This is a genomic window from Bacillus sp. RE35 (assembly GCF_052146655.1).
In the GTDB taxonomy this organism is placed as follows: domain Bacteria; phylum Bacillota; class Bacilli; order Bacillales; family Bacillaceae_G; genus Bacillus_A; species Bacillus_A cereus.
Map to the genome: position 1 here is coordinate 5000718 of NZ_CP197377.1, position 12541 is coordinate 5013258.

Genomic DNA, 12541 nt, shown 5'->3' on the forward strand with positions numbered 1-12541 from the left:
TATGGCCCCTTAATCTATTTTATACACCAGCTGAAAAACCATAACGAAATAAGCATAGATAAACTATACTTTTTTAGAAAAGTTATTCAGCCGATGAATATAGGGGATTTATACCCCTTGATTAAGCTCCGTACAACGCTTCACCGTATACATTTGTGCGGAGCAAAGTTTTCTAATGAGTTTTACAAATTTTATATAAAGCATATTCTGCACCTTCCTTAATACTTAAAAGGGATTTTAGCATACGTTTTTACGAAGCGTCAACATTACTTCCGAATCTTTCAACTACTTGTTTTCAAAATATTGCTTCTGAAACATACACATTCTTATCGCATTATGATAGTTACCATCAACGAAAAACTCATCGATAAGCTCACCTTCTACCATAAACCCAACTTTTTTATAAACATGTACTGCTTTTTCATTTTCCTTATCCACAACTAAATATATCTTATGCATATTTAATACAGCGAAAGCATAATCCATTGCTAAACGCGTCGCCTCTACTGCATAACCATATCCTTGATAATTCGGATCAATAATAATTTGGAATTCTGTTCTACGATGAATATAATCGATTTCTACTAACTCAACTAATCCAACCATTTCATTGTCTTTCTCAACGATAAATCGGCGTTCGCTTTGATCATGTATATGTTTATCGTATAAGTCTTGCAGCTCCACAAATGCCTCATACGGCTCTTCAAACCAATACGACATAATATGCGCATTATTATTCAGTTCGTGTACAAACTTTAAATCTTCTCGTTCTAATGGACGTAACTTCAATTCCTGATTCATTTCTATAACCTCCAAGTAAAAGAAACCTCTTCACTTAATTTCTCAATTTTTTTCGATTTCAAACGCCCTAATTTCATTGTAAACTTTCAAGCAACTTGAAGGTCAAGATGTAAAAAAGTAGTGCAAACTTATGTCTGCACTACTACTCTTTTCTCAAATCTCTCATATTCGATATGTATAAAGCAATAACTAAAACAAGAATTGCTCCTGCGTATAATAACGTCTCCATCGGTTCCTCATGAGACACAATAATCAATCGAATTAAGGCCGTAATTCCGATATAAATAAAATAACGTAACGGGAAATGATAGTTCGATTTAAAATACTTAATAATTAATGCAATGAACTCGAAGTATAAGAAATAGACGATGATACTTTCAACCAATTTATAAGACGTATACTCTTTTGCCGAAAAAATATACTGCACAAACGTAATTGTCTCATTCACTAAGAAAATCGATAACACAATGGATAATATAATTAAAGCTATATTTAATATCCATTGCAAAACACTAGCTATAACATGATCGATATTAAATGACTTCATTTTCTCTTTAGACTCCCCTTCGTATAAGTACTTATTTATTATAGCAAAATTACGATTGGAAAGAAGTTAAATCATATATTCGTCCTTTGTTGTTGCCAGTGTAGGGGAGATTTAGTGTGTGGAGAATTCTGTTTACAACCATACCCGACGAAACATGGAGAAACTCTTTCAAATTACCGTTCGTACATGTCGTACTAATGAGCAATGCATAATCTCGTATAGCATCCTCATGTGCCACTTTTGAAAAATCTTTACAACTTGTACAACGCCAGCCCTTCTTCACTTTAACCATTGGAATAACTAAGCATTTCTCACATTGTACTCCATTTAACAACTCCTCTTTTTCTATTTTATATTGCTCAAGTATATTTTGTTGAAGTGGAGAATGCTCCATTATTATTTGATGAATGAGCCTATCTACATTATCTATAACTTTTCTCTTATATTTACTTTCAAACCACTTTATTTTATGAGGTAAATTTGCACTATGAATAATTGTATGAAGAAGATTGTCATCTGAAGATTTTATAATGGTACGAGGCGAGCTAATAACAACGAGGGACTCGATTGGAAGACTAGAGGAAAATCCATGTAAGCTTAACCATTTCTTTAATTGTATTTCTTGCCTTTTTATTTGTAAAACCGGATCTGGAAATCCCTCTGAATTTCCTTCTGTTATTCGGATAAGTTGATTAAACTTTGCATCAAACATTAATGTACCTGCTATATTTTTTATCTCAAGAAAAAGAAGAAACTTTGTGGAAATGATAATAGTATCAATTTGAAAGTATTGATCATGATTAGATAAGCGAACATCATGTAAAACACTATACTCTTTCTCAGAAATAAAACTAAGTGGATAATCAATTGCTTGCTCCCCTTTATACCCCGCCATGTGTTTTGCCAAGTTTTCTCCAATTAAATTTCGTTTTGGATGATGTACAGGTAACCTTCTAAGCAGTGCTTCTAACTGTCTTATATAAATCGGCATTTTTCTTTCTTTCACAATCACCTCAAACACCCCTTTACAAATATATCAACGATTTTTTCAATATATCTATCATAACTCACAATATATCAACGATTTTTCCAATATATCTATCACAACTCACAATATATCAACGATTTTTCCAATATATCGATTGGTCGACAATATCTGACACTACCTCACTCCAATCACTCACAGCATATCCTAGAAAAACACCTTCAGCAAAAACTTAAAATCGTATTTTCTCATAAAAAAACCATAACCCGCTCCTCCAGCAAAGTTATGGTTTTTAACCCTGCAATGCCACTCTATCTATAACTTTGCCGTGAAGTCCACAAAATCCATTTGTACTTATAGCAACTTTCACTTTTTTCACACTGAAACTATATACCCCCAAATCGTTTCACAACGTTATTACTTCCGCATAGCTACAATTAGCAATTACATTATTATTAGCGGCTTTCCTTCTTCTTTACAATGTATTTTTTGGATTACTCGTAGGCACTACAGCAAGCTAGCGACTTTTTATAAATATGAACATTTTTTAGGAATTAGTTTATCTTTTTTTAATGTTTTATTTAGAGGCAGTTTATAGTCGGGGATTAACATAAGAAACGTAGCAACTAAGTTCATATATGACGCACTGCTACTATAATCGCTAACCGTACTACTTGAAATCATAAAATAAGGAGACGATAAAACATGAACAAAAAAGCAAAAGCACTATCATCCGTACTGCTCGGATTCACATTAGCATTAACAGGGTGTGCTGGTACTAAAGCTGAAGAAAATCATGGGAAACAAAAACAAGAACAAGTTGCTAAAGAAACAAAAAAGGAAAATAAATTAACTAAAGGGCAAAAAATGGCTAATATTCTTAGCGAGACAAATTGGCAAGGTACACGAGTGTATGACAAAGATAAGAATGACTTAACAAAAGAGAATGCAAACTTCATTGGTCTTGCAAAATATGATGCGAAGTCCGGCAGATATGAATTTTTTGATGCTAAAACAGGTGCAAGTCGTGGTGATAAAGGCACTTTCTTTGTCACAAATGATGGGAAGAAGAGAATATTAATTTCAGAATCAATGAAGTATCAAGCTGTCGTTGACATGACAAAACTAAATAAAAATGTATTTACTTATAAACGAATGGGGAAAGACGCTAACGGTAAAGATGTAGAAGTTTTCGTTGAACATGTCCCATATAAAGAAAAAGAACTTTCTTTCACTGATCCGGACAAGCAGCTGAACACGACTACAGGAGATATTGTTAAAAACGTTGATGGAGATAAAATTTTAGGCAGTACCCTTTGGCATGGAACAAAGGTATTAGATGAAGCTGGTAACGATGTAACACAGTTTAATTCGAATTTTATAAGTTTAGCAAAATTTGATGACAAATCTAATAAATATGAGTTTTTCAATAGCGAAACAGGTCAAAGCCGCGGTGATTATGGCTACTTCGATGTTGTACACGAAAATAAAATAAGAGCCCATGTTTCAATTGGAAATAACAAATACGGTGCTGCTCTTGAACTTACTGAACTAAATAAGAATAAATTTACGTATAAAAGAACTGGTAAAGACCAAGCTGGTAAGGATATAACTATATTCGTTGAACATGAACCTTATAAAGGTGATATGAAGCCACAATTTAGTTTTTAAATACGTTTGATTAAAGATCCTGTACTGAGTTGCAGGATCTTTCTTATTAAGCAAGAGAACGAAAAGACGAAAAACATGTAGCTTTTCGTCTTCACAATATTTCCACCTTATAGTTGATGATTTACAAAACCTAAAAACATACCGATACAAAATAAAATAAATCCAATTAGAATTAAGGGAAGAGTGAAGCCACCCCAAGCTGGTTTATTAGCAAACGCCCTTATTTTAAAATTAATCCTCGCTAAAGACATGATAACGATACCCGCTATTGATAAAATTGTAGTTACATAAGTCATCTAGAATAATACTCCTCTTCTATATTGATTTTATATCTCTGCAAACCATCTACATAAGTGTTACAGTCCACTATTCATACATGTCATCCCAATTGTAGCAATCCAGCTTTGTGCACATCATTTGTAAAATTCATTCTTCATTCCTAAAAAAAGACAGAACCAGACGGTTCGGTCTTTTTTGTTTTATAATAATCTCTTTTATTTTTGCTACAATACCTTTTTCTTATAAATCTTACGCCAACACAGCTTTTGATTAACTTATCCTGAAATATTATGAATTTGCGTTCAACTTATCTAAAATACCTTTATCTATTTTTGCTTGATTCACTTTAGCTATTTTAGAAACAATCCCACGGCGATCTTCCCAATCAATCAAATAATATTGATTTTTTTCCAATTCATTTTGCAAGGAAATTTTCAGTTCTCTTTCTTCCCCTTTTTTATCGTACACCTTCTCATCGTAAACATGATACGTAAGAACTTCTCCATTACTCAATTTTTCGTTTTCTACTTTAGAATCAGTCGTTACTTTTACATAATATTGTTTAGTCAAATAGTATCCATTCCCTGACTTCATATAGTAGAAAGCACCTCCTACTATAGCTAATAACACAAAAATTCTCATGATCCATTTCATATGATAATACCTAACCTTTCTATTCTACTTGTAAGATTTATACCCGTTAAAATATAAATCTTCCTTACCTTAAGTATGCTTTAACCATACAGATGGTACAATCCAGTTTCCTTACACCCACATTACATTTTTGTAATCCTATCATTTTACAAAAGTTTCTTAAGTTGGCCCAAAACAAAGGAACATAAAGTTTTATTCCTCCAATTGCCACACTTTTAGCAACACTTGTCCAAGTAATAGGAATTTCATTTCAATCCATTTTACGTGAAGAAGTAAATCAACGCCGATTAACTATATTAGGAATTACATTATTAATCAGCCCTCATCAATCGGGCTGCCCGGCAAATAGAGGAATAAAATTTGTGACTAAGTAAAAAAGCGCCCTACTTATAGGGCGCTTTTTTTATACTTAATGACTAATACTAGCTGTTGGATATAATGTTGTTCCTCCAATTGAAACTTTTATTTCATTTGTTAATGGAACGTTTTGTTCATTAATAATTGTTCTCCACCATTCCCATGCAAGACCTGTACATTCTCTTGCTACAATTTTTATATTTTTTGAGTTCGGTGGAAGAGGGATAACTGTAGAGTAATGAGCCGTTTTGTCTTTTCCACTACCATCCCATGTTTTATGTGTTAGTACTTCGTTACCCTTTTGATCAAATGTGAATTCATCCCAAGATACATCAAATTGAGCAACGTAAGCACCGTAATGATCAAGTGTCATTTTAGCACTTGAATATTCTGTAGTTGTCGTCTCAATATAATCTGTATTGTTATGAACAGCAGCAGTTGCATTATCTTTTAAGAAAGTACTTGTATATGAAATTGGGTATGCTGGATTTTTAAGACTTAATTCAGCATTATCTTTAATAATATTTCGGATTTCATTGAAATCTTTAGTAACAACCTTGTTATGCTCTTTCGCATCTCCGCCTAATACTACAGCAGTAAAGGTACTTTCTTCAAAAATATCTTTATACTGTCCACTTGTTTCAACACTGTTATCCTTAAGTAAAGCTTTAAAAGCAGCTTGTACATCTTTGCTCTTAGATGTTGTTTCTAATTTTACATAAATCGTTCTACCATAAGCTACATTTGAAACCATAACAGGTGGAGCCGAATTACTTACGCCTTTTCGAGTTAACTCATCAAAAGTAACGCTATTATCAAAAAGGTCGGATGGATTGTTAGGTAGTTCAGCACTTACCGTATAAAATATTTGCTTATACGCCGCTACCATCACTTTTTTCTCTCCATTTGCAACCGCATTAAAATCAATGTTTAGACTGTTATCAAGATATTTAGCGTTAACATTAAGAGCGCTTGCGATTTGCGATTTACTATAAACCATGGATTCCGTATACTGCATTCTTGCAGGCAACGTATGTGTTGTAGAATACTTTTCATTCCAAGTAGATACTAAATCGTCTACTGCTCCAGCTACATTACCATATGTCGGATTTTGGACAGTGATTGTATTTTCTTTTCTCATGCCCGGTAAGTCTATACTAATATTCAAAGGCTTTCTCTTAGCCACTAATAAACTCGGTTGATTGTCTGCAAAAGCTTTATTTGCAAGTTGTACAGCTCCTGGATACGTGCGATTCACTACAGAATCAATAATTGAAATATCGACTGGTGACGTTGTAAGTGATTTTTTTTCGCGTTCTACTACTACAAATTTACCATTTGAATTGATACTTTCTTTCGGAACAAAACTCTCTACTTTATCACCATTTACAGCTAAAACCTCTTGATTATTATATTTAAGATTTGCTATACCAGTATCAATGCCACTAGCATTTTTGGTTACATCAGTTGCATTACTTGCTTGTGTTTCTGCGAAGGAAATAGATGAATAATTAATAGTGCATAGACTAACTAATAAACATGCAAGGAACTTTCTTCTTTTAGTGTTTTTCTTAATATTCAGAAAAATCACCCCGTTCTTTTTTTAGTAAAATATGATAATGATTGATAAATGATTGCTAACTAATAAATTTACATAAATGCTTTTAAAAGTTCTTGAATTAACGGGATTACGCCACCTACAAATTTTAAAACTGCCATTGCGATTTCCATATTATTTCCTCCTTTTTATTGCTACGAAAATATGATTTATCTTTATGCCCTCATTATAGTGACCCCTTACACTTTTATCAATACACTCTGATATGCAATATTACATATAAAAAAACAAGCTGAATTCTTTTAAAAAATTATACAGAGATATTTTTTCCACTTGGTACATACTTGAAAAGGTGAAGCATTCTTTTGCATTTTATGAGTAATCACATAAAAAAGCTGCTGCCTATAAAATACAGACAGCAACTTCAACTAGAGTGTCTTGCATAATCTACGCAAGACATTTTATAACTAATAAACTGCTATTGGCCCATAAGGACCATTAATAATTTCTATTTTTGTTTCAAAAATATCTGTCAAAAGTGTTGAGTCCATAACCTCTTCTACTGTTCCAAAAGCAGCAATTTGTCCATCTTTCATAGCACAAATTTTATCCGAGTATTTAGCTGCAAAATTTATGTCATGCATAACCGTCAAAATTGTTCTTCCAAATTCATTAGCTGCACGTCTTAAATGCTCCATCATTTGAACAGAACGAGCAACATCAAGGTTGTTCAAAGGTTCGTCCAAAAGTACATATTCCGTCTCTTGGCACAGTACCATCGCTACATATGCCCTTTGTCTTTGACCACCAGAAAGCTCATCTAAATATCTATTCTCTAAACTAGTTAAATCTAAGAAATCGATATATTTAGAAATGATAACCTCATCTTCTTTAGTCAACCTTCCCTTTGAATAAGGAAAGCGCCCAAATCCAACTAATTGTCTAACTGTAAGCCTAGTTACAAAATGATTTTCTTGTCGCAATATAGTCAAAACTTTTGCTAAGTCTTTTGATTTGGATTCAGAAACATCCATATTTGCTACCTGAATTTGGCCTTCATCCATATCTAAAAGTCTGCCAATCATCAAAAGTGTCGTTGACTTTCCAGCACCATTTGGTCCAATTAAAGAAGTAAAGCCTGCTTTTGGTATTTCAATATCCAAAGGTCCTATTTTTACCTTATCAGTATAGAACTTTTTAACATTATCAATTTTTATCATAAAGCCCTCTTCCTTAAAACTATAGTTAAGAATATGATTCCACCAAATAATTCAATAATAACTGAAACTACACCTTGAGCATGGAATACATGATACATTAAAAAGTATGCGCTCGTCATTATTAAAAATCCTATAGCAAAAGCCATCGGAAAAATATATCTATGATCATAAGTTGACGCTGCCTGATAACTCAAAGTTGCCACTAAAAAGCCGTAGAAAGTAAGTGGCCCAATTAGAGCTGTTGAAATGGACATTAAAATAGCTACTAATACAAGCGTATAAATTACACTAGGTTGGTATTTAACTCCAAAAGAAGTAGCAACATCTTTTCCTAGTGATAAAACATTCAAATTCTTAGAATGAGCAAAAATTAATACCGCTACAATTATGATCATAGGAATTACAATAGGAAAATATGCAGGATCTGCATGATTAACAGAACCAAATAATCTTGCTTGTAAAATATCAAATTCTGAAGGCGCAAGTAGTTTTCTCATGAAAGTTGACACTGAATTTAGCCCGGTACCAATAATAATTCCAACTAAAAGCATAAGTTGTAAATTCCCGTATTTACCGGAAAGTAACCATCCATAAAGTATCAAACTCATGAAGACCATAACAACAACTTGGAATAAAAATGATCCAATTCCATTAAAATTTATTAACGCACTAGCACCAAAGAAGAATACTGTACTCGTTTGAATTGCTGAATAAAGTGATTCGAAACCTAAAAGCGATGGAGTAATAATTTTATTATTCGTAATAGATTGGAAAGCAACTGTCGACAAGCTATGGCAAACCGCAGCAATAATCATTGCAACAATAGCTACTATCCTTCTCTTAACGACTGGGATAAAAGAAGGTGAATCTATCGGAACTGGATTGTTATAAACTAAAAGTCCATATGAAGAAAGAAGACCTAAAGCAATCAATGTTATCAGTAAAATCCAATAACGTCTTGCTTCCTTCTTAGACCGAAAAGCGCTAGCTGATCTACTTTCATTATGAAGGCTAGAATCGATTTCGACATTTTCTTTTTTTCTATATTCTAATGTGATCATCGTAGCCTCCTTGGTTTTCTTTGTCTCAATAAAATAGTAATAAACACGACTGCTCCCACTGTTGCAAGTATTAAAGAAACAGGTAATTCAAAAGGCTGTATAATTGTTCGAGAAATGATGTCACAGGCAGTTATTGATCCCATTCCGATCACACAAACCCAAGGTAAATTACTCCTAAGATCATCACCTCTAAACATTGAAACGATATTTGGCACAATTAATCCTAAGAAAGGTAAGTGTCCGATAACAGCTGCAACAATTCCAACTGCAACAGAGATAAGAGCAGTCCCAAAAAGAACAATTCTATTGTAATTAACTCCAAGACTTGTTGCGACATCTTCTCCTAGTCCAGCTAAAGTCAATCTATTAGCATACATAAAAATAAGAAAAGTAATGATAACAATCAGCCATAAATATTCATATCTTCCCACCTGAATGTTAGCAAATGAACCTACAAACCAAGTTTCAATACTTTGCGTCTTTTGAAAAAGGAGTCCTAAAAAAGTAGACACTGCAGAAATTACTGCTCCAAGCATCAATCCAATAATCGGAACAATTAAAGACGAACGAAGCTTAACTCTTCTTAAAAATAGAAAGAAAATCATAGTTCCTATAAAAGAAAAAATGATTGCACCAGTCATTCTTTGAACTAAAGTCGGGGCAGGAAATAATAAATACACAAAAAGCAGGCCTAAGCCTGACCATTCAATAGTCCCCGTTGTAGTAGGTTCAACAAAGCGATTCTGTGTAATGAGTTGCATTACGAGCCCTGCCATCGCCATCGCAGCTCCAGTAAGCATTAATGCAGCTGTTCTCGGAACACGAGTTATGAAAAACATCTCTGTCCCGTCCTCTTGTCCACGTATATCATAAACTCCAGTAAACAGTGATATAATCCCTAAAATTATAACAACTATAACTGCTATTATAAAAGGTTTTGTCCATATTTTATTTTGATTATAAAACTGGGGTTGAGAAATATTCTCAACCCTAGAAATCATATTTTTTGACACTGTTTCGTACCCCTTTACACTACTTAGCTAAAGTTTTTGCCATATTTCCAAATAACTCTATATAAGTTTGAATTGATTCATTTGTGTAAGTATCTTCTGGTGCATAAATAACTTGTTTTTTAGAAACAGCAGTTGTGTTTTGAAGAGCAGGTGATTTAGAAATAACATCCTTAGCAGGTGTTGACTTAGCTGCATCAGATGTTGCAGCATCACGATCTAATACGAAAATCCAATCAGGATTTGTTTGTGCAATAGCTTCAACAGAAACGTCATCACCTTTATGACCTGCAGTAGAATTTGAAACTTCTAACGCTGGAGTCCAACCGAAAATTTCATACATTGGTCCCCAAACACGACCAGAATGTGGAGCAGCAAAACCAATATTACCACCAGTAACGATAACACTCATAACTTTATCTTTTCCGTTATAAGCAGATTTTGCTTTTTCAATAGATTTATCAAAATCAGCTACTAATTGTTTAGCTTCTTTATCTTTATTAAAGATTTTTCCTAAAGTAATTGTAGAATCTTTAAGTCCTTTTACTAAGTTTTCGCCAGGCTTAGTAGCTTTCTCAGAAACATCAAAATTAAGATCAATAACTGCTGCATTTGGTACTAATTTTTTGATTTCTTCGTAATGGTCAGCAAATCTTTGACCAACGATTACAAGGTCAGGGTTTGCCGCTGCAATAATTTCAAGATTTGGTTCACGGTGATTCCCAATATTTTGAACTTTTTCATCCTTTTTATATGCTGAATCAGCAGGCATGATATCCTTTGGAGCAGCCGCTAATTTAATTCCCCAATCAGATAAAGTTTCAAACGTTCTGTTATCCAAAGCAACTACATTCTTTGGGTTTACAGGGACTTTAACAGTTCCATGAGCATCAGTGATTTCAACCGTTTTTGACTTATCACTACCATTATCTTTATTATTAGCCTTCGAAGTTTCTTTACTTGAATCTGAGCAAGCCACTAACATTAAAGTAAAAATTGCTAGAATACTCACTAATTTTAAAAGCATAGATTTTTTCATATGTATACTCCTTATAGTGTAATTTATTTCGAAAATGATGACATCCATAGATTGAATTAGAAGGTAACTTTTATTCAATTGAATCGCTATTGATAATCATTTTCATTTGAACATCCTGTTAATTAGTATAGTCATTAATCCTGTGAAAATCTTGTGAATGGTGCGAATTCATAAAATCAGGCATAGAAAGTAATATGTGCAGTCGGGCGTATTGATTAGCCATAATTTCCTCTACAAAACACGCCCATTAATAGCTAATATTTTTATAATCCATTTTTTTACGTCTTTTAATACTTCTAAGAAACTATTTGATTATTAGGTTTAATAGAAAAAAGAGTAAAACTGAATGAAACAGTTTTACTCTTTTTTCTATTACCTTATTTTATCATTCAATCATTGAATAGCCTCTACCATGTATCGTTTGAATATATCTGTCTTTCTTCTCGCACTTTAACTTTTTTCTTACATACCCAATATATAAGTCTACTACATTTGGATTTACTACTACATTATATCCCCATACTTGATTCAAAAGCATTTCACGGCTCAATATTGTGTTTTTATTCTTGATTAAAAATACAAGTAAATCGTACTCCCGCTTAGTAAGCGAGAGGTTTTCGCCACCTTTTTTCACAATATTGCTAGATGCATCAACAAAGAGATCTTTAAACTGAAAAAAGTTTATCTCCTTTTGCTGGTTACAATCACTTCTCCTTAAAATCGCTTGAACCCTTGCTACTAATTCTTCTTTCGCAAATGGTTTTCTTATATAATCATCTGCTCCTGCTTGTAACCCTGCTACGCAATCCTTACTAGAAATATTGTCGGTCACAATAATAATCGGTGTCGTTTTAACAAGTCGTATTTGTCTACAAATTTCTGGTCCCGGTATACTTAATGAATCCCAATCCAATATGATAATATCCCAATCTTGTTCATATATTATATTTAAACCTTCGTTTTCATTGTGAAGTTTTAAAATGAAATAGCCTTCTTGCGTTAGACCGCTTACGATTTTCTTTGCTGAAGACCGTTCATTTTTAATCACCAACACCTGCTTCACCGATGGTTCACCTCTACTTCAATATAACTTATTTAGATAAAAAATTATCCCGAAAAAAACAATTTAAGATTTATAAATTTAAAACCCCTAAATAATCCATTAAAACAGCTTATTAGGAGAACTCTATATAATCTTACAATAGGTATGGATAAAAAGACAAAATATATAAACATTTGAATAAAGTGTAATAAAAATAAATAATCACCAATCGCTCGTTTACGAGTATCTATAGTATCTACTTGCTTATCATCAATACCCATTTCTTCATTTTCTATTTCAGGGGTAACGCTCCATCA

Annotated in this window: 12 protein-coding genes; 1 reads left to right on the forward strand and 11 read right to left on the reverse strand. The window is 33.0% G+C overall.

The genetic code is table 11. The features are described from left to right. Positions 1-285: 285 nt before the first annotated feature. The 3 genes from speG to ACTL4X_RS25690 all read right to left on the reverse strand — a co-directional run bounded on the left by speG (position 286) and on the right by ACTL4X_RS25690 (position 2354). Complete coding sequence (gene speG, locus ACTL4X_RS25680; protein WP_001071095.1) at positions 286-801, reverse strand: spermidine N1-acetyltransferase; 516 nt, start codon at positions 799-801, stop codon at positions 286-288. 142 nt (positions 802-943) lie between these two features. Beyond that, positions 944-1348: a phosphate-starvation-inducible protein PsiE gene (gene psiE, locus ACTL4X_RS25685; protein WP_000834708.1), complete on the reverse strand. Its 405-nt coding sequence runs from the start codon at positions 1346-1348 to the stop codon at positions 944-946. Between the two features lie 49 nt (positions 1349-1397). After that, positions 1398-2354: a nuclease-related domain-containing protein gene (locus ACTL4X_RS25690; protein ID WP_078386336.1), complete on the reverse strand. Its 957-nt coding sequence runs from the start codon at positions 2352-2354 to the stop codon at positions 1398-1400. 684 nt (positions 2355-3038) lie between these two features. On the opposite strand from ACTL4X_RS25690, the gene ACTL4X_RS25695 reads away from it, so the two are divergent. Next, positions 3039-4004 carry a DUF4822 domain-containing protein gene (locus ACTL4X_RS25695; RefSeq protein ID WP_001034145.1) on the forward strand — a complete coding sequence of 322 codons (966 nt, stop codon included), beginning with the start codon at positions 3039-3041 and terminating at the stop codon, positions 4002-4004. Positions 4005-4111: 107 nt separating this feature from the next. On the opposite strand, the gene ACTL4X_RS25700 is transcribed toward ACTL4X_RS25695, so the two are convergent. The 8 genes from ACTL4X_RS25700 to ACTL4X_RS25735 form a co-directional block, all read right to left on the reverse strand. After that, positions 4112-4300 carry a hypothetical protein gene (locus ACTL4X_RS25700; protein WP_000222858.1) on the reverse strand — a complete coding sequence of 63 codons (189 nt, stop codon included), beginning with the start codon at positions 4298-4300 and terminating at the stop codon, positions 4112-4114. A gap of 271 nt (positions 4301-4571) precedes the next feature. After that, a complete protein-coding gene (locus ACTL4X_RS25705; RefSeq protein ID WP_002164645.1) occupies positions 4572-4937 on the reverse strand; it encodes a YxeA family protein in 366 nt (121 codons plus the stop codon). Positions 4938-5346: 409 nt separating this feature from the next. Next, positions 5347-6885, reverse strand: coding sequence for an anthrolysin O/cereolysin O family cholesterol-dependent cytolysin Alo (alo, locus tag ACTL4X_RS25710; protein ID WP_000576727.1), 1539 nt, complete (start codon positions 6883-6885; stop codon positions 5347-5349). 434 nt (positions 6886-7319) lie between these two features. Next, positions 7320-8072 (reverse strand): iron ABC transporter ATP-binding protein, encoded by a 753-nt coding sequence (locus ACTL4X_RS25715; RefSeq protein ID WP_000590071.1) that lies wholly within the window; start codon positions 8070-8072, stop codon positions 7320-7322. After that, complete coding sequence (locus ACTL4X_RS25720; protein ID WP_000631245.1) at positions 8069-9133, reverse strand: iron chelate uptake ABC transporter family permease subunit; 1065 nt, start codon at positions 9131-9133, stop codon at positions 8069-8071. The genes ACTL4X_RS25715 and ACTL4X_RS25720 overlap by 4 nt, the downstream gene beginning before the upstream one ends. Further along, positions 9130-10146: an ABC transporter permease gene (locus ACTL4X_RS25725; RefSeq protein ID WP_000042077.1), complete on the reverse strand. Its 1017-nt coding sequence runs from the start codon at positions 10144-10146 to the stop codon at positions 9130-9132. Before ACTL4X_RS25725 ends, ACTL4X_RS25720 begins: the two co-directional genes overlap by 4 nt. Positions 10147-10165: 19 nt before the next feature. Then, positions 10166-11182 (reverse strand): siderophore ABC transporter substrate-binding protein, encoded by a 1017-nt coding sequence (locus tag ACTL4X_RS25730; protein WP_074555606.1) that lies wholly within the window; start codon positions 11180-11182, stop codon positions 10166-10168. A 385-nt stretch (positions 11183-11567) separates the two neighbouring features. Next, a complete protein-coding gene (locus ACTL4X_RS25735; RefSeq protein ID WP_074553716.1) occupies positions 11568-12245 on the reverse strand; it encodes a response regulator transcription factor in 678 nt (225 codons plus the stop codon). Positions 12246-12541 lie beyond the last annotated feature (296 nt).